Here is a 19,379-nt window from a genome sequence, read left to right as displayed (position 1 = left end):
TCTAGTTTCCTCCTATAATCTTTTCTAGTTTTTCTATTTTGATTTGTTGTTCTTGAACCAAAGCTACTAATGGAGCAAGTAATTCTTCATACTTCATACCCCATCTTAAATATTTGTCATCCATTTTTTCGCCATAATAAGGTTCCTCAATATCTGAATCTTCTCGAATCTTCCATGCTTCTACTAATGACAAATCTCCAAGTTCAAGATTGTTAATTAATTTATAAACAGGTTGAGCCCCAAATCCCATATGAATTCTTTTACCGCTCGCACCTTTAGCATTTAATCGATAAGCAATTGGTTTAAGCCCCATGATAAAGTCTCTCGCTTTGAAATCGTAATCATCAATAACATCTTTTTGTTTTAAATCTGAAGTACTTACGGAACCGCTTGTTGAATATACTGTCGCCCATCTACAATTTGATGTTCCTAGATTAGCAGACCCATCGGAACCGGGTCTAAACGAGTTCATACCATTTGAATGCAGTATGAAATGATATTCACTACCCCATCCGCCTCTGTACTTACTGTACACATTCAACCTTAATCGTGCATTACCGTTATCATAGCTATCCCAAAATTGACCTAAACTATTATCAGTATAGTTTGTCTGAAGAAGTTTCGGTAAAACATATCCATTGATACGAACATGCCCGCCCTTCAGACTGATTTCTCCTCCAGCTTCGTTAATTATATAAAAATTCGTTGTCTTATTATGACCAATCCATCCTTGTCGAGTTCCATTTTGCTTATTATACCAACCAACCCAGTCACCACCTGAAAAATATTGTTTACCAAACCATCCGTTATCTGATACGAGCAACGTATCTGTACCAATTGATCCGCCAGAAATAGTAGTGATTCCATAATTATTGCTAGATGCTATAATTTCATGACCTTTTATACTTGTATATCCGCCACCCTTAATGCTATGTTTAATCGTTAAGAATCCACCTCTAATAATACTTGTACCAATACTTCCAGATAAGTCATTACCGTCCTCAGCGAGTTGTGAGTGTATAGTATAATCAGATTTGACTTTAAAATATCCTGTATCATATATCTCTGTTGTATTCAACACATAACACCTGTTCGCATCGGTGCTAGATACAGGGTCTCCTGTTTGATGATGTACGATAGATTCTTTACTCGTGTAAAGACGACCAGATTTAATATTAATACCAGCAATTGTTCCGCTAGTAGCTGTGATTTTACCAGTTAATTCAGCTGAAGTCGCTTTTAGATTACCAACTGAGTCTACAATAAACTTGTTATTAATATTGATAGATCCCGCTGTAATTGAACCAAGATTGGCAGATAACGAGCTTAAAGTATTTACGCTTATTTTTTCAGCAGTAATTGAGCTGGTATAAATTTTAGCACCGTTAATAAGAGTTTTGTCATTTGCTGAACACCATGAAGAAAGTAAGGTGTTTGCTGAATCTGCCTTAGATATTGCATTTAAGGCATTAGTTGAAGCATTAGTGATTTTCGATTGTGTTTCAGAGTTCAATCCACTAAAAGTAACCAATCCATTAAGATTAATATATTGAGAAATCAATGTAGCAGTACGATCAGTTAAAGTGAAGTCAGTCGCACTTGTACCTGATTTAACAAGCCAGTTAAACTTATCCGCAGTTTGAGTTGCTTGGGTAATAGCCTCGTTAGATATAGAGTCAATTGTATCAACTCTATGTACAATGCTGTCGATTTTATCGGATTCGATTTTGATTGCAGCATCAGTTTCAATCTTAGAGTAATAATTATTTTTTAACTGATCACCAACTTCATCAACTTTTTGAGCAGTCAACGAAATACTTTTCGCATTTTGGTTAATGTTTGTTTCAGCAGTTTCAATTCGTTTTGTCAAGGCCGCAACCGTTTCCTGAGCCTTTTGTGCGGTTGACTTTGCAATCTCAGCTGCGGTAGATGCACCTTCAGCTTTCGTCTTTGCATCGTCGGCAACCTGTTGAGCATCGTCAGCGGCACTTTGAGCATTATCGGCAGCCGTTTGGGCATTCTTAGCTGTAGTTTGTGCATCATTGGCATCTTGAAGAGCTTTTGATACATTCTTTTCGGCTTCAGTTACTGCATTTTGGGCAGCTTGAACTTGTTCTTTTGTCGCGTTGACATCAGCAGTAACATTTTTTAAATTTTCTTTAGCAGCAGACAAATCTGACTCTGCAGACTGTAATCTGTTGTTCGCATTTTCAGCTGTAGCTTTTGCTTCGTTTGCTTTTTGTTGGGCATCAGTAGCATTAGCGCTTGCTGAATCGGCTGAAGTTTGAGCATTCTTAGCTGCAGTTTTAGCATCATTTGCTTTTTGTTGAGCTTCATTGGCTGCCGTTTGAGCGTCTTCAGCAGCTTTACGAGCAGCAGTAATCTTTTCTTGAGCATCGGTCGTATCATTTTCAAGTTTAGCTATTTTATTAACTTGACTTGTTAAACCTTCAGCATTTTGAGTAATTTGACTTTGAAGTCTTCCTTCAATCTCAGTCACATCACTTTTACCGGCATATGTCTTTTCAATGTTTGTAGACAACTCGGTTGCACTTTTAGTAATTTCAGCTTTAAGACTTGCTGCAGTTTCACTTAGATCAGTCTTTTTAGCATAGCTCATTTCAAGAGTTTCTTTCGTCTCTTGTAAGTCACCACTAAGACCATCCAAAGTTTCTTTTGTCTTTTCAGCTTGAGACGCCATTTCATCAAGTGTTTTAGTTGTCGATGTAATGTCTTTTTGTAAATTATTGATATTTTCTTTAGCTTTTTTAATATCTTCCTGTGCCGAGTCAACTCTATTTAACGCATCAGAAGCACTGGCTTTAGCTTCGTTAGCGGCAGTCTTTGCTTCATTAGCGGCAGTCTTTGCTTCATTTGATTGATTAATAGCTGTATTCGAATTAGTTATAGCTTCAGCAGCACTTGTCTTCGCATCATCCGCTTTCTTACTTGCATTGGTTGCAGTAGTGCTTGCTTCATTAGCCTTTGTTAGAGCCGACTTAGCTAACTGTTGAGTCTTGTAAGTTTGTTCTCTTTGCTTAACTACATAATCTTTAAACTGTTCAGCCATCATTTTGACTTTTTCGCTGATTCCACCTGATTTGATCAAGAAATTTCCTAATGTTGCTGTTGCAGTTTTATCACAAGATGAGGTTTCTAATTTCAAGACCCTTGCGCTTAGATAAAGTTCACCATTTTCATCAATAATGTTGATGGTATCTCCAATTCGAACATTATCAGGAAGTATAGCAATATCTACTTCATAGTTGTAAATGATATCGCAGTATTTCTTTAAATAAGAAATCGATCTGTTGCATAATTCTGATTGGCTTGTTGTATCGTAAGTATAATATTTAACGATATGACCGCCATAACTTCCATATGTTTCCCATTGATAACGACTCCATTTAGCTAATGCCGACCTTGAAGCAAGCCATCCAATTTCATTAATATAGATATCTCCATCATCATAGGAATATCCAGCTAATGTTATCGGATATTCAGAACCTTCAGGAGTTCCACCGCTTGGAATCAAACAAGTAATCAAATCTGAAATGGAACTTTTAACGATGATGTTATCAATGTCCGTATTCAAACGTAATTGAGCAACATTTTCATTTCCACGCTTCTTATAGATGTTGATATACTTATGAGTAATAGCCATATTTTTGACAGTAAAACTGAATCCAATTTCAGCATCGAATGAATTTGCAACACTTAAGATTCTTGCTGTACAAGTGTCTTGTCCGGTCCATGAAAGCGTACGATTCAAGTCACTTACTTCATTTAATCCAATTTCAAATCCACTGTCGTATGAGAATTTTTCAATATAAAAGGCGATTGGATGAGGCCCATCTGCTGTATAAGCATCAACTACCTCATTTAATAAGTCCAAACCGCCATCTTCTGCATAAATATTAATACTGTGCTCTTTTCTGTCGTTTTCAGCTTCGATGATTGTGTAGAATCCATTTTCCCCATTATCATCGTAGACAAGCACGTAGTTTCCTGATTCACAATATTGAGCTGTTTTAACTGCATCTTCTTCATCATACAAAATATCGACTGAAAAAGTAGCAACACCAGACTCAACATCTTCTGCTTTTAAATCATTTTGAAATTTTAAGCCCTTTGGTAGATTATTTGAACATGTAGCAACGATGTTCATATGTCTATCAGCTAAATAAATAATCATAAGAACACCTCTCTATATTTTAATGTAACCGTAGGTTTAGTAGCCCATGTTGAATGTATAAATTTGATTTGGTTATATCCAGGTTTCAAATAGAAATTATCCCAGTTGTTTGCTAAAGCACCTAATGATGGATCTCTAACACCATTCAAATAAACATTTGCAGTCTCGCATTCAATGGTTAATTTGTTTCCATTTCTAAATTTATTTGGGACATCGCGCCATTTAGTTACATACATCTTTTGAAAATCGATAGCACGAATACAATTATGTGATATCCATTGTTCACTCATGTTTCTTTCGCCCCATTGAGCCATACCAACTTGTATCTTTGTACAAACCATATTTTCTACTTCTGGTACTGTATATTGATAATATGTTCCTTGATAATAGAACTTAATAGTTCCGCCTTCTTTTACAACACAATTATGACCTCTTGCATTATCAAACATATTTAACTGTTGATCTTCGTATGGATAAAATAACATATTTTTAACAACATTATCACCATTGATAAAGAATGATACGTAGGCACCTTCCCCTGCAGCGTCTGTTTTATTGATAGATACTCCGCAAATTACTTTGTTATCATCCGTTAAAAATGATATTTCTTGAATGCCTGTTTGACCTGATATACCGATAGAGAACCATTGATTCATATAGCAGTAGAAATTCTTTGCTCCTCTTTCGCCATTTGAATCTGCTGGAATTGTTAATAATCTGCAAGCTCCTGTCCAAAAATGTCCTGATTGTGCTACCGATGTCATGTACAAACAAGGGTTATAATTACTTCCATTGTAAGTTTGATATATCATTCCGCCACCGGTTCTAATATAAGGTCTATAATAATCGGGAGAGTCGTTTGGTAAATTAGCAAAATCTGACAAATGACATAAGTATTCATTTTGTGTGTAATTTTCTCCATCGACTTCATCAGGATTTCCAAACTGTAGAATTTTCTTTTGATCGTTTACTAAAGCAAGAAAACCATTGTCACCATGCATTACAGCTTCGATTTTTGGATAAGCTTTTCTAGTTCCTTTGTAATCTATTTCAAAAGTATAACCGTTATCTAATGTAGCAGTTACTGTTTTTTCTTTAACGCTATATTTAAATGGATCCGCACAATATATTTCAATCTCACCTATTACGGAGTTTGAACCACCTTCAATTTCATGATTTCCTTGTGTGGTTCCAATAAAAAATTTATCTGGCTCATCATTAAAAATAATTTGTGCTTGCTCAACGGCAAAAATGCTGTTCATTTTATTAAATGCTTTTCTAAACTCACTATTACTTTTAGTAATCAATTGATATTTAACAGTAATAATTCTCGAATCATACCTTCTTGATTTATAATGTGTACCATCTTTACTATTAATTTCAATGTCATTAATTGAAGAAGATGCAAGTTCTCTGCCTTGAACCGAGAGGGTTCGATAACCATCAATCTCATTTTCTAAATAAACGCCATTAAAAGACATTGCTTCAGCAGGCAAATAATTACCTGCTGATATGTTCGAAGTTGTGTCTATAAAATCATATAACATTTAGATATCACCTCTCAATCTTCTTGAATGTTTGTCCATCCTATCAAGTTCTTCTTTAGTGTATTTTGCCATTGCTTTACCAGCTGTTTTACCATCAATTTCAGTTGTAATATTGAAGTTATATTCTGTGTTATCATCGTTACCACCTTCATCATCAATATAGCGATCATTGTATTCTATATAACGATTCAAAGTACCACTAAGTCCATCAGCGAGCGAAAGGTTCATACCTAATGTATTGACATCAAAAACGTAAGATTGTACAGTATCAAACATTTTTTGAGCTTGATTTGCAATCAAACGAATATTATTGCCAACACCTTTAGCAAATCCAGTATCAATCATTTTTCCTACCCATTTACCCCAACGAGAAGGCGAATGAATACCAAAGAACCCTAGAACTTTGTCTTTGAAACCGCCTAAAACACCTTTAGCTGCATTCCATAACTGACCAGCAGCACTAGAAATTCCTTTTGCGATTCCTTTGATGATATTAATACCGATTTCTAACCAGTTTGTATCCTTGAAAGTTGAAATAATTTTCTTAGCAATTTTAGCCGCACCCGAAATAACATGAGGTATTGCTGAAATCAATCCTGAAACCAACTTCAAGATAATTTGAACACCTGCAGTCATGATTTGAGGGAGATTTGTAATAATTGCGTTTAAAATTGCTCCTATCAATTCAACTGTAGCATCGATTATTTGTGGTAAATTATTGATTAAACCATCAACTAATGTATTGATGATTTCTACTGCACCATTAAGGATTGTAGGAAGATTTTCACTGATTGTATTAATCAGTGTAGTTATAATTTGAATAGCTCCTACAACTAATTGAGGTAGCATTTGAACAATACCGGTAGCAATATTTTGTAGAATTTGAACGCCCATTTGTATCATTGTAGGCAGTTGTGTTTGAATCGCTGTTGTAATATTGGTAATCATAGTTTGAATTCCTACCAATATTAAAGGCATGTTATCTAAAATACCTTGTGTAATTGAAACAATGAATTGTAATCCAATTCCAAGCAATTGAGGTATAGCATTTAATATTGCGCCACCTAAAGTACCAACAATTAGCAATGCGCTTTTAACAATTGATTGAGCGTTAGCTGATATTCCCTGAATAATTGAATTCAATATTTGCATACCTGCATTTACAACAAGTGGTAATGTTTTGGCTATTCCGACTGATAAGTGAACAAGTAACTGTGCTCCTGAACTTGCTAACATAGGCATTTGACTGGTAATTCCTTTTACAAAATTACTAATCACTTTAGGCGCCTGTGTAACAACCGTGGCAATCATCTGATCAATTTGACTTCCAAACTGATTATTTACAATTCCTAAACCAGCAACAACCAATCCTAAAATAGCTGCAGGTCCTACTGATTTCATAGCAATCGCAAATACTTTTGACATAGCACTAGTCATTGATGTTAAAGCTTTAGCACCTGCGTTAGGAATTTGTTTAAATCCTGCACTTATAGCTTTTCCTAACTTTGGCGATATCTTGTTTGATATATACCCTGATACACTAGAGAGTTTGTTAAAAACTTTCCAAATTTTAGGACCGTCTTTTGAAAATCTTCCTGTCGCACTTTGAAATTTGAATGACATTTGAGCAATTGAATCACCTACAGCATTTACTTTATCTTTTCCAATAGACATGCTACCACTTATTAAATTTTTAAAATTATCAATACTTGATTTTGTTGAATCAGGCATTAATTTTGAAAATTTACTTTTTACTTCATCTAGCTTATTTGTAATATTATCAAAGCGTGGAAAAATGTTTTCTATGTCATTTGCAAACTTTTGGCTTGTTTTGCTCAATTTTCCAAATGCATCTGATCCAAATTGTCCGTTAAGTGCACCTTTTAAAATTGTTACCTTTTCGGCAAGAACTTGGCTACTAGCCGTCAGTCTTTTAAATTCATTAGTTCCTAATGACAAATTTCCTTTAAGCACTTTACTTACTACAGAAATTTTATTTTTTGTATCAGCTAAACTTTTATTAAATAGCTTTGTTTTAAGTGAAAGAGCATCAAACCCTCCACCTAAAGCTTTTATATAATCAACACTTCCACCAACGACAAAAAGAGCACTTCCCAGTGCTCCAATTTGTGGAATTAGTGCTCCAACGTCTTTTAAATTTTTAATGCCATTGGCAACAGTATTCATTGTGGTTTCAGCACCTTCCCCAAATTGAGAAATCATTTCTCTCATTTGAGGTAGCTTGTTTTTTGATAGCATGTCATCAATTGCTTGCATGATGCTTAGAACACCACGTGTTGTTGCAGCTTTCATGTTATCAATCGTTCCTGTCCAAGATGCACCAGCTTCTTTAGCAGCACCTGCAATCTTCTGAACACCATTAGTGCCTTCTTCCATAGCTTTCTCTACTACATTCAAAAATTCATCAGTTCTTATTGTTTTATCCGATAAACTATTTGAAACCTCTTGAGAACTCTTTCCTACTGCTTTTGCATAAATACCCACGGCATCAATTCCAATATCAAACATACGATTTAATTGGTCCATTTCAACCGTTCCTTTAGTTCTCATTTTCGCTAGAGCATCCGTAACTGTTTCTAACTGTTCATTGGTTCCTTTTCCATAGAAGCTGACTGCATCTGCCCAAATACCAACAGACTTGGTTGCTTTTGATAAATCCATACCACGAGTAACAAAGTTTTGAGTTGCTTTTGCTGCAATGTCCAATCCATACGCAGTACCTTTAGTGATTTTCTTTAAATCTTCTAATGCCTTAGTGGCATTTTCAGCACTGCCAGTAATCTGTGTGATAGTACGGTTGAACGCTTCCATAGTATCTTGTCTACCCATGGCACTTGAAATAGAACTTTTAACTAAGTTAGCACTTGCACTTAAAGCTTTAAAAACCCCTATGCCACTAGCAATTTTCATTATTGAACTAGTAGCTCCTTCACTTGCACTTTTAATGCCTGAAAGACTACTGTTAGCCATTTTCATAGTGCTTGTAAAGTTTTGATCAACAGCACTCAGTATTGCTTTTACACTATATGTTTCCAATAATTATCACTTCCTTCCTTGAATTTCTACAGCTTGTCTAATTCGTTCAATGAGAGAAGTTTCATTATTTTGATTTTCTATACTGCTTTCGATTTTCTTTCGATTAAAGAACTGTTTGAAAGTTCTATATACATATCTACCACTTTTCTTTTGTGCTTTTGCTTGTCTGATAACCCATGCTAAGAGAAATAACTGTTCTGATTCATCAATCTTTTTCTTTTGAGCGCCTTTCATCAAACATCTATAATCTTTGATTGTTAATCTATTGATTTTATCAATATCATTGATGTTTAAATAGCGAAAACAATTTTCGATTATTTCTTCATATGTTACTACATTGCTTGATCCTGTGTTTCTTGCATTTTTTCTTCGTACTCTTTCATTATCATCTTTGCTTTCTTCTTTGTAGCATTCGACTTTTTTAACTCTTTTAACACATCGTCAAAAAGGCCATCAATATCTGTATTTTCATTATCGATATAATTATCAAGCTGTTCTTGAGTGACTCTTGGGTTTTCAGTTCTATTTGCTACAAATAAACAATCAGATAAAGTAACAGTATTTCCTGTTAATAAGTTTGGAATCAATGTTTCCAATCCAATTCCAAATTGAACACCATTTTGTTCAATTGAAGATTTTCCATCTAAATATCTTACAAATCCAATTCCAAATCTAAAATTATATGTTTTGTTTTCAATAGTTAATTCCATAATTTTCTCCTCTCAATCCAAATAAAAAGAACGGATATAAATACCCGTCCTATTCTCCGCTTTCTTTTATTACATCTTTATAGACGTAAGATGCAATTTCTTTTTGCTCATCAGTCAACGTTGCGTATCCATCTGCACCTTGACCGTTAGCTCCATAAGTGATACTTACTTCAACATTATCTTCAGCATTAGAAGAAATTCCTAATTCAGTAATATATCCTTGATAATATTTTGATTTATATTTACCACTATTTGCGCTAGAACCAGGTTCAGCTAAATTTACCTCCCAGCATTCTACAAGTTTGTCATTTAGCATTGCTGATTCTAATTTATCAATCATCTTATCCCCTTTAGGCAATAATGATGTACTTGTGATTTCAATTTCAGCAGCACCAGGTGTACGAACATTTCCATCTTTCGTTTGTGTAGAATCAGCATCTTTAGATGTTGTTCTTTCATTTTCGGTTACAAAAGCTAAAGCACCTGCATTTTCTGTTTTTGAATCTTCTGCCACTCTAAATAAGTAGACAAGTTTTTTTCCTGAAATCGTTTCAGGACTTTCATCAGCAAATAATTGCAAATCAATTTTATTGATCACTTCTTTTTCCTCCTTTACTAGAAGATTTGAATTCTAACTCTAACACAACATGCATAAGTGGTGTCTTAGTTGTCGTATCTTCCAAAATTCTTTGTTCAATATTTCTAATTTCCCACTTGTAATTGCTCGTGTATTCCAATCTTCTTACAATGTTTTTTATTTTTAATGCCATATTAGAAACAGTTCCTCTTTTTTTAGGCGAGTCATTCCATATGTGAATGGTTTGATACACGTTATTGAAGATGGCTGTTTTATTGCTATAGTCATCAGTTTGTTGACTGTCAGCAAGATAAATAAAAGGATATGTTGTTTTTTCAGGTGGCATAAAGCCATCAAAAACCATATCCCGATATTCTTTTTTTAGCGTTACTAACAAGTAACTGAATAATTCTTGTTGAGGATCCATAACACACCTCATTTCATTAGTTTCTTTAGTTCTCTTTTGAAGATTTCTTTTTGAATGTTGAAAGATGGCCGTACAAAAGGTTGGGCCGCCATATATCGTGTCCCATATTCCGGGTAAGATGCATAGCTGGTTGTTGGCTCAACTGTTACAGTCAAATTAGAATCTGTAAATGCACTTCTAATACTTCTTTTAGTTGCACCGGTTGAGTATCCTTTGACAAAGACCGCATTTCTTGTCATTCGCGATTGCAAATCCGCACCATTTTTCTTAACAACAGTTCTAGCATCATCAAGAGTTGCATTTTTCTTTAGTTTAGCCTCTAATTCTTTAACGCCTGTAATTTTTATGCTTCTACCCATTTTGCACCTCATGAACGATAAACGACTGTTTATTTCTAAGTTTTCTAGAATAATCCACTCGATAAATCTTATTATCAATTCTAATAGAATCGTAGGACTTATCATAATGGTTTTGAATATGAATCGTTTTGCTTCCTTGCTTGATAGAACCATAAACAATTTGCATTGTTTCAGTCCTTGTATCCATGACAGATGCCATTACACAGGTTTCATCTACTGTATCCTCTCCATAATCTCCGGTAGTAGGATCATACTCACCTTGTGTAACTTTTTGAAAATAAATAGGAGTGTCATATCTCATAAGAATTTGACAACTCCTTTTACTTCGTTCTTTTTATTTTTCCAAACTTCTATATCATTTAGATACCCCTTGAAATCATTGTCACTGAATGACATGGTTTCTCCTTCAACGGAATGACTTGTGACTCCTTCAGAACCAATCTTGTTATATCTAACAATTGAAACTTCAGTAACAATATATTCTAATTCAGTTGGTACTTCTTCAACATCCAATAGTGTTTTTAAACGATTAGTAGTAAGACGAATAATCACATCTAATGTCCTGTTAGGTTTTTCTTCAGGAAATCCTAATAACGCAGTTACATCATCAATGATTGCCATAACTATTCACTTTTAGCTTTTTTAGTTGTTTTCTTAGGCGTTTGCTTTTCATCTTCTACTTTATCATTTTCTTCAATGTTTTTTTCTTCATCCTCAATATAAGTGATGAGTGGTGTTTCTAGTTTATTTTTTGATGTTGCCAATTCAATGATACGTTCCCTAGATGGTTCAAAGCCATCTCTAGGGTACACATCACCAGTATCATAAATATGATCATCATCTGTTAAATCAGAAAATCTTTTAATTGCAACATACATTAAGCAGCATCTCCCGGAGTGATTGTTCCTTTGAATACGCCATCAACATATTCAACGAAGAATTTAACACCACACATTAATAATGTTTCAATTGTTGCATTGTCTGTTTTAGAAGTATGAACCATACCTACTAGACCTGTTGTATCACTTGTTAAGCCAAATGTATCAGCAACATCCCCATTGTTTGTTGGGATATAAGCACCCGCAATGTTTTCTTTGGCAGTACCATATACTGTACCTTTTTCTAATTCAGGTGAAACGATGACATCACCTAAACCTAAGAAATTCTTTAAGTATGTGAATCCATAAGCAGTTTGTAAAGTGATTTCTTTTGAACCTAAATATTCAGCAATATCATCTGTAGATACAAAATAAATAGGTGTAACTGTTTCATCTTTATAATGTTTAACTAATTCTCCCCACACTGCAGATAAGGCAGATTGTAAAGTTTTACCAGTAGCAGTACCAGTACCTTCTTTTAATGTAGAATAGAAAGTCTTTTTGATTTGTCCTTGAATGACACCGACCATTTTTTCATCAGTTTGATTGATAGCAATATTACGTCCTGAACGTTGAATTGCTTCGGCAGTAGTTGATTTACGATATTTTTCTAATACTAGGTCAATATCTTTGACTTTCTTTCTAGTTACTTTAGTTAAACCGATTGTTTCACCTTCTCCAACTTGAGGAGCAACTGTGCCAACCTCCATTTTATAGATTTTGATTGTTGTTCCTGAAGACATTGGTGTTAATTCAGTAACCCCTAATAAATCTTGTAATTCATTAATATTTGAACTGATTCTAGAAGTATAATCGATAGAAATACCTGGTTCTAAATCAGTTGTAACTGTTGTATTTGTTGGTGCAGCAAATAATTGTAAATTGAATTGTTTTCTCATATAGTTTTCTCCTTTTTTTATCTAAATAATTCAGGATGTTCAGCCATTGCTTTTTGACGTTCAGTTCTATTTTTGATTTTTAAAATATCTTCTTTTGTCAATTCTTTTGAGCCATCCTTTAATCGAGGTGTTTTTCCCCTTAATGCTTCAGCTACTGCTTTTTGAACAGCATCATTGAAGTTTTTTACAAAGCTTTCTACATTTGTTTTTGTTGTTTCAGCATCTTCTGCTACTAGATTTACTAATAATTCATCATTAACAACGATTTTGGAATCGTTTAAGATTCCTCTGGCAACCTTTGTCATTGCTCCAATAGCTTTTTCTTTCTCATAACCGGCGATTTTCTTTTGGAGTTCTTCCATTTCATGTTTTCTTTTTTCTTCTTCGGTCATGTTTTTTAATCGTTCAGCTTCTGCAGCTTTTGCGCTTTTTTCTTTTTGTCTTTTTTCCCATTCAGCAAATTTTCGATTGATGATGTTGTTTACATCTTCGTCAGTGTATTTTTTGTCATCATTTCCACCATCTCCTGATTTGTCTTCAGGATCATCGTTGCCTGGTTCACCATCTCCGCCTTCTTCAGCGAATAACTGTAAATTTAAGTTTCTTTTATGGGATAATAATTTTTCTAATTCTTTTTTCATTTTTATTTCTCCTATCCGTATCTTTTAGAGAGTTACACGCCTGCTCTTTTCCGTAGCTTAAAGTTTCCACGCCTGACTCATCCATATCTTTTAATGTCGTAAATGCTTGGACAAAATAAAAAGCACTCATTGTAGTGCTATTCTTTGATTTCTAATTGTACATAATCAGGGTAAGTATGACTTACCTCTCTACATCCAATTACAAAGCCATTAACTAATGTAATTGCTTTACATGTTGGATGATATATACCTATATATCCTTCTCCTTTTTCTAGAGAAACGTTTATTTTGTTTGATGTCAATTCTTCCAAACTATAGCAAAGCGTTTGTAAGAGTGTGGAAATTGCAGAACATACAATATCTTCACCACATATGTTGTAATTTGCATGACCAACACATTTAACTGCTATATGTTCTTTAGAGATTCCAACTGTAATTTTAATCATATAAATTCCTCTTTTAGAAAATAAAAAACAATCACTCACGATTGCCATATTTCTTCTTATTTCGTTCTAATGATTTTGTTTTTGATTTAGGTGGTGGTACGTAACAGTCATATTTCTCATGTCGGATACGCCCACAAATCATACACATGTATTGAATTTTCTTAACAATAACATGTCTTTTCTTATCAAAATATTGAATAGTATAATATTCAAATTCTTGATGATAATGTGGTCTTAATCCTTCAGCCATAGACTCCCTCCTTTCTATTTTTTTGCAAAAAGAAGAGCAAGTCATTTAAACTTGCTCATTAAATACATTTTGTTGTTTTAAATGCTTCTTCCAATTTTGGAAAAATAGTTGCTATATAATTTACAACATCTTCATTATGAAATTGATACCCAAATTCAATTCCTGCTTCATACATAAAAGCATGAACTAATTCATGTCTTAATGATACATTGATCATAACATCGCCCTTATGCAAAAATATCTTTTTTTCTGTGTAATCAACATATGCATCAGCATTATTTTTAAACATGCATGAATCTTTTTCATCCAGCTTTTCAATTTCATAAGTTGTTCCTAAAATATTAACTTCCATATCTACTCCTTAATTTTGAAAAAATAAAAACCGACTATTTGTCGGCTTACATCCAAGGTCTATTCCAAAAAGAAGGCCTTATTTTTTTGTCTTGTTCTTCATCAAGAATTGCTACTATGTCTTCCTCTGTATAATAAGGAGCAGCTTTTTTAAAATCTTCAATATGCTTTATAAATTCTTCTTTGCTTCCTATAACTTTAATATGAAATTGGTATTTATCGTAATCAATCATTTATCTTTACCTCCACTATTAAAGTGTATTTATCTTTTTCTTTTTTTACTTCACATATATTGTAGCACACACCTCTTTTAAACAAAACCTCATCTTGATTTTTATAACTTTCTTTTGCTAATGGTTCAATATACAATGCGCCTTTATAACCTTTTGGAATTTTCATAACAAGATTTACATCTCTTAATTTATAATCAAAGTTTTTAAATGATGTAGACAAATATCCTTTCTCTGTTTTCGTAGTACCTTTTAAACTAAACATGTCATTATCAGAAACATTTCTTTTATTTAGTAGAACTTTACTATCTATTTTTCGATATAAAATTAAATCATCTGGAATCTTTCCTTTACTTAGTGCATGATCTAACATTGCTATTTCCTTTTTGAATTTTCTTTCACGTCCAGTATTTAAAGCAAAATTAATTTGCATAGCAAGATTGCCAGTATATCTTGTAAGAATTTCTTTTTCACTTTTAGATAGAACTGTGACTTGTTTTTTTAAATCATTTTTTACATCTGAAATCTTTTTATATTCATCCAATCTCAAACTGTGTTTTCCATTTGCAAGTCCATCGAGCCATTCATTATAGATTTTTCTATCCATATGAGGGCCTGTTGAACAATGACAATTTGGATGCATTGGCGGAGCGTTGTCTCCAATGTTCATCCGATTTATTGGAAAAACCTTGCCATCTAACGCTCTGCAAGTATCACACGCATCGCCGATTCCACATGTTATATATTCATATTCATCAAATCCGTTTGCTTCATATGATTTTTGCTGCGCAGCAATTTGAACTCTAGCAAGTTCAGTCCTCATTAGTCGCTGTGCATCACTGATTTTAACATCAAAACGTTTTCTTAATAATCTGGCCAACTCATTAGGATTTTTTCCTTGGATAAGTCCTGATGCTAGCAAACTCTCAAGATCGTGTTTAAGCAAATCTTGATGCATCCATATTCTATCGCTATATGTTGCATTATGAAAAGATGCATTGACAATAGAATGAGCAGTATCAGCGTTATCTAAAATTGTTGATCCTAAAATGCCTGCCTGTCTTTGAATTTCATCAAGTGTTCTATTTTCAAGAAGATTATCCATATATTTTTCTAATTCATCATGGCCACTTACTAAAGCCAAACCAATATTTGCTTTTAACAACTCAAGTCTGTTGACTTTCATTGTTAAGTTGTAAAGCTTCATTTCATCATTTGCTTGTTGTGAAAAGTTTTTTTCTTCTACATACTGTTTAGCTTTTCTTGAATAAACTTCCATATCCAAATTAGAAGCTCTTTTTTTAGCTTCAGCCATTGTGATACCAGTATCCTTTGCATATTTAGCGTAGAAGTTATTGATTTCAGATTGTACTTCATCCATCATTCTTTGATAGATTTCTTTAATCTTCTTATCATATTCTTTTTCGTATTTGATATTCTTCAAGCGTTGTTTTTCTTCTCTTAAACGCCAATATTCGGCACTATTCATCTATTGATTAAACATCCTTTTATCAACAATAGATTCTTTAGAAACTTCATCTTCTAGCTTGATTTTTTCTTTTTCTTCTTGAACATCTTCAACGATTGAAAGAGAAGATAATTGAGTATCTTTAGAAACAATTCCTTCTAAGTTTCGAGCAATTTGAGTTTCTTCAAGTACATTTGCCGGATAGTTTTGACTGAACTTGTAAGTAATATCAACCCATTTATCTTCATGAATTGTGTTGATTGGATTACTAAAAATCAACTTGTACCTTCTATCTAGAGCACCTGTGAATTTTCTTTCTTTCGTCTTGGCCAAGTTTGACATAGAAAGCAACTTATATTTAAGAGCAATTCCCGAACTTGTACCAAAGTTTTCATCATTGATGTTTGGTGTCATAGACATCTGAAAAATCAATCTTTCAAGACGATTGATAAGATTTTCCTGTGAGCCATCCGCATTTGGTTTTTCAAGGAATCCTACATCAACCGTATTCGATTCTTCATCAAAATTAATGATCCTGTTATTTCTAATATGAATAATTCCGTCTTTATCAACTTTTGCACCAATGATTTTTAGATAAGCATCAGCAAAATAATCAACATCATTTGCCTTTTCACTTATTGCTTTGTTGTAGGCATTGATCATTGACCACGTACTTTCAAAAGCACTCATTCGTTCAGCGTTTTCAACATATTCAGTAACAGGAACACCATCAAACCCATGAAGCGAACCATCATCAACGAAATGCATACCACTTTTATTGCTAAATTCATAAACATAATAATCGTTACTCAGATAGCCATGCATTGTTCCGTTTGAATCATAATAATATGTGACAAAGTATCTTGGCTCTGGAACAACAGAATCATCATATACGATAAATCCCTTGGTCGGCTCAATGTACTTAATACCTACTTTTGCTTCTTCATTGATAAAATACATTTCATAACACTTACCATAAATGCTACAGTTTTTTGAAATTTCAGCATTGTTATCATCCTGATGGTTTCTCTTATCCAATTCATTAATGTAAATAGCAACCTCTTCATCCGTTGATGATACTTTAATTGGGATACCAATAAAAAATCCGTTAAACGTATCAACTATGTATTTAGCAAAGTTTACGATTATACGGTTATCTGGTTTGTATTGTGGTTTATCCTGGTACGACATAATTGGATAGACGCCTTCATATCCATCCTTTAATTTCTTATATCTTGATTTATTCAATTGCTGATGTTTAGCGATATATTTATTCAAATGTTTAATGTCCATTGTTTCATCATCAGAAATGGTAAAAATTTCATCTTTTGCAATTACCTCTAATGTCTTCATTAAATACCTCCTTCCAGATCCGTGTTCAATCCTGAACCTTTTAAAATTGTATAGATAAAATACCTGATAGCATCCATTGCATGGTCATTTTGTTTGATAGGTGCATCTTCTCCTCTGGCACTTGCTTTAGGATCCCATGCATAAACAGAAAATTCCTTAATTGTATTCTTACATTTACTAAAAAACTTAATTTTGCATTGATTGAGCATTGTGCTTACCAATCTAATACCATTTGATACATCGTTCTTAGCTTTTTTAACTCTAAACCCTCTTTTCTTTAATTCAGCAATAAATGATGCTGCAGAGGGATCTACGACAATTTGAAATATTTCTTTTCCATCAAGAAATTCAACCAAATCATCCGCATATTCACTATCAGTTTTTTGAACTTTCCTGTCACGTCCTGAATAGTAGTATTCATTAACGCAGTACCAAATGCCATCAGTTCCTTTATTCCAAAGCAAAAAGACCATGGCGTTTTGAGTACCATAGTCACAACTGACATATCTATAGTTTTTGTTATCAATCAAACAATCACAATCATCAACAATATGCTTTTCTTTATTGAACATATCGTAAATGATACCTTCAGCAACAGTCCAAAGACCTTTGATGTACCTGTCATAGAAAACACCACTCCATTGACTTTTATATCTTTGCTTGATTTTCTCACTTAAAGAAAGATTGTCATCCATTGTAAAATGCAAATAAATGATGTTCTTTTCTTTTGCTTTATCAATCCAATTAACTTTAAACCAATGAAATGGTCCGTCAGGGTTGCAGTTGAACCACCACTTCGAACCTTCAACCGAACAACGAGCAGTTGCTTGGTTAACAAATGATTCTGGCATCAAAGCCACTTCATCAAAGAAACAACCAGCCAACGTAATACCTTGTATCAAATCTTGAGAGCTTTCATCCTTACCGCCAAACACGTAAAAATAATTGGTTATTCCATTTTTGCTGATTTCAACCATGTTATCAGCTCGATGATCTTTCAATTTATAACCTCTTGACCATAGCATCAGTTTTAAAATATTCAAAACGTTACGCCTAAATGAACCAATCGTCTTACCACACATTCCAAAGTTGCATTCAGTAAAATTAGACATAGCCCATATCATATAAGAAAGAGACATTGAAACTGTCTTTCCTGATCTAATTGAACCATCTGCTATAATTCCATCTTTATCTTTTACTGGTGAATTATCAATCCACCAATTTAAAACCTTTCGTTGTTTCTTGCTAAAGGGTTTGAATTTGAATACAGCTCTACTCTTCTTCATCTTCCCAATCCTCTTTAGCACTGGCGTTTAATGCATCTAAGAAACCATCATTTCCAATATTGTTTTGTTCATTTTTATCTTTCAAGTGTTCATCCAACCATTCAAGTGCTTTTAGTGAATCTGACATTTTCACTGCTTTCCCATCCATCTCGCTTTCATCCAAGAATGCAATTTCAATATATCTTTGGACTATATCATTTGGATCAAGAAGAATCTCCTGATACATTAATTCTTTCAATCGTTGTATCTCTTTTTGTATTTTAGGTTCTTTTCTTAAATCACAAGCTTTTACCATAGCTGTAGAATACTTAGCACCATATGCTAGTTGGTATGCCTTCGTAGCGTTATGATACTTCATAAAGTAAACACAAAAGAGCTGTTGTCTTTCGTTCAGCTCTTCATTTTCAACTATCTCCTTTGCTATCTTTTTAGCGACCTTTTTGGTTGCAACCTTTGGTTTTTTTGGTTGCAACTTTTTATTCTTCCAGTAGCGACTTTTCCATGACTTGACAGCACTAACTGACACACCATATTTAGCAGCTATATCTTTGTATTTCATCCCATCTAAATAATCCTGGTATGCTAACTCGTATTTCTCTTTCAAGCCATATCACCACCTCCAAAAATGATTTATATGTATAATAAAAGCGTTTGAGCTTCTTATTCTAAATAATTACGAAAAAAGCCCTATAGAATAGAGCTTTT

21 protein-coding genes are annotated in these 19,379 nt (G+C 33.6%); all 21 read right to left on the bottom strand.

Annotated features, from left to right (window positions below; translation table 11 throughout):
* Nucleotide 1 precedes the first annotated feature (1 nt).
* The 21 genes from C7U55_RS02630 to C7U55_RS02530 all read right to left on the bottom strand — a co-directional run bounded on the left by C7U55_RS02630 (nt 2) and on the right by C7U55_RS02530 (nt 19,278).
* The gene (locus C7U55_RS02630) at nt 2-4,195 is read right to left on the bottom strand and encodes a phage tail spike protein (RefSeq protein ID WP_106987224.1); all 4,194 of its coding nucleotides are present in this window, start codon (nt 4,193-4,195) and stop codon (nt 2-4) included.
* On the bottom strand, nt 4,192-5,742 hold the full coding sequence (locus tag C7U55_RS02625; protein WP_106987223.1) for a distal tail protein Dit: 1,551 nt from the start codon (nt 5,740-5,742) through the stop codon (nt 4,192-4,194). The genes C7U55_RS02630 and C7U55_RS02625 overlap by 4 nt, the downstream gene beginning before the upstream one ends.
* Nucleotides 5,743-8,799 (bottom strand): tape measure protein, encoded by a 3,057-nt coding sequence (locus tag C7U55_RS02620; protein WP_106987222.1) that lies wholly within the window; start codon nt 8,797-8,799, stop codon nt 5,743-5,745.
* A 6-nt stretch (nt 8,800-8,805) separates the two neighbouring features.
* The gene (locus C7U55_RS02615; protein ID WP_106987221.1) at nt 8,806-9,033 is read right to left on the bottom strand and encodes a hypothetical protein; all 228 of its coding nucleotides are present in this window, start codon (nt 9,031-9,033) and stop codon (nt 8,806-8,808) included.
* 98 nt (nt 9,034-9,131) lie between these two features.
* Complete coding sequence (locus C7U55_RS02610) at nt 9,132-9,509, bottom strand: tail assembly chaperone (RefSeq protein ID WP_106987220.1); 378 nt, start codon at nt 9,507-9,509, stop codon at nt 9,132-9,134.
* 49 nt (nt 9,510-9,558) lie between these two features.
* Entirely contained in the window at nt 9,559-10,107 is a 549-nt protein-coding gene (locus C7U55_RS02605; RefSeq protein WP_239985141.1) for a phage major tail protein, TP901-1 family, read from the bottom strand.
* Entirely contained in the window at nt 10,097-10,513 is a 417-nt protein-coding gene (locus C7U55_RS02600; protein ID WP_106987219.1) for a DUF3168 domain-containing protein, read from the bottom strand. The genes C7U55_RS02605 and C7U55_RS02600 overlap by 11 nt, the downstream gene beginning before the upstream one ends.
* 8 nt (nt 10,514-10,521) lie before the next feature.
* On the bottom strand, nt 10,522-10,872 hold the full coding sequence (locus C7U55_RS02595) for an HK97-gp10 family putative phage morphogenesis protein (RefSeq protein WP_204638381.1): 351 nt from the start codon (nt 10,870-10,872) through the stop codon (nt 10,522-10,524).
* On the bottom strand, nt 10,865-11,173 hold the full coding sequence (locus C7U55_RS02590; protein ID WP_106987218.1) for a hypothetical protein: 309 nt from the start codon (nt 11,171-11,173) through the stop codon (nt 10,865-10,867). The genes C7U55_RS02595 and C7U55_RS02590 overlap by 8 nt, the downstream gene beginning before the upstream one ends.
* Nucleotides 11,170-11,493 (bottom strand): phage head-tail connector protein, encoded by a 324-nt coding sequence (locus tag C7U55_RS02585; protein WP_106987217.1) that lies wholly within the window; start codon nt 11,491-11,493, stop codon nt 11,170-11,172. Before C7U55_RS02585 ends, C7U55_RS02590 begins: the two co-directional genes overlap by 4 nt.
* A gap of 2 nt (nt 11,494-11,495) precedes the next feature.
* Nucleotides 11,496-11,750 carry a hypothetical protein gene (locus tag C7U55_RS02580; RefSeq protein ID WP_193446926.1) on the bottom strand — a complete coding sequence of 85 codons (255 nt, stop codon included), beginning with the start codon at nt 11,748-11,750 and terminating at the stop codon, nt 11,496-11,498.
* Nucleotides 11,750-12,649: a hypothetical protein gene (locus tag C7U55_RS02575; RefSeq protein WP_106987216.1), complete on the bottom strand. Its 900-nt coding sequence runs from the start codon at nt 12,647-12,649 to the stop codon at nt 11,750-11,752. Before C7U55_RS02575 ends, C7U55_RS02580 begins: the two co-directional genes overlap by 1 nt.
* Nucleotides 12,650-12,666: 17 nt before the next feature.
* Nucleotides 12,667-13,290: a DUF4355 domain-containing protein gene (locus C7U55_RS02570; RefSeq protein WP_106987215.1), complete on the bottom strand. Its 624-nt coding sequence runs from the start codon at nt 13,288-13,290 to the stop codon at nt 12,667-12,669.
* A gap of 137 nt (nt 13,291-13,427) precedes the next feature.
* Complete coding sequence (locus C7U55_RS02565; RefSeq protein WP_162297396.1) at nt 13,428-13,736, bottom strand: ribosomal-processing cysteine protease Prp; 309 nt, start codon at nt 13,734-13,736, stop codon at nt 13,428-13,430.
* A 31-nt stretch (nt 13,737-13,767) separates the two neighbouring features.
* Entirely contained in the window at nt 13,768-13,986 is a 219-nt protein-coding gene (locus tag C7U55_RS02560; RefSeq protein WP_106987213.1) for a hypothetical protein, read from the bottom strand.
* A gap of 58 nt (nt 13,987-14,044) precedes the next feature.
* The gene (locus tag C7U55_RS02555) at nt 14,045-14,338 is read right to left on the bottom strand and encodes a hypothetical protein (protein WP_106987212.1); all 294 of its coding nucleotides are present in this window, start codon (nt 14,336-14,338) and stop codon (nt 14,045-14,047) included.
* Between the two features lie 46 nt (nt 14,339-14,384).
* Nucleotides 14,385-14,570, bottom strand: coding sequence for a hypothetical protein (locus C7U55_RS02550; protein ID WP_106987211.1), 186 nt, complete (start codon nt 14,568-14,570; stop codon nt 14,385-14,387).
* The gene (locus C7U55_RS02545; RefSeq protein WP_106987210.1) at nt 14,563-16,056 is read right to left on the bottom strand and encodes a minor capsid protein; all 1,494 of its coding nucleotides are present in this window, start codon (nt 16,054-16,056) and stop codon (nt 14,563-14,565) included. Before C7U55_RS02545 ends, C7U55_RS02550 begins: the two co-directional genes overlap by 8 nt.
* A complete protein-coding gene (locus tag C7U55_RS02540; RefSeq protein ID WP_204638380.1) occupies nt 16,057-17,388 on the bottom strand; it encodes a phage portal protein in 1,332 nt (443 codons plus the stop codon).
* Entirely contained in the window at nt 17,388-18,674 is a 1,287-nt protein-coding gene (locus C7U55_RS02535) for a PBSX family phage terminase large subunit (RefSeq protein WP_106987209.1), read from the bottom strand. The genes C7U55_RS02540 and C7U55_RS02535 overlap by 1 nt, the downstream gene beginning before the upstream one ends.
* Nucleotides 18,661-19,278 (bottom strand): terminase small subunit, encoded by a 618-nt coding sequence (locus C7U55_RS02530; protein ID WP_106987208.1) that lies wholly within the window; start codon nt 19,276-19,278, stop codon nt 18,661-18,663. Before C7U55_RS02530 ends, C7U55_RS02535 begins: the two co-directional genes overlap by 14 nt.
* Nucleotides 19,279-19,379 lie beyond the last annotated feature (101 nt).

The sequence above is a fragment of the Faecalibacillus faecis genome, assembly GCF_003024675.1.
GTDB classification, from domain to species: domain Bacteria; phylum Bacillota_I; class Bacilli_A; order Erysipelotrichales; family Coprobacillaceae; genus Faecalibacillus; species Faecalibacillus faecis.
Note: the sequence above shows the minus strand (reverse complement) of the source record. Positions and strands in the feature narration are given on the sequence as shown.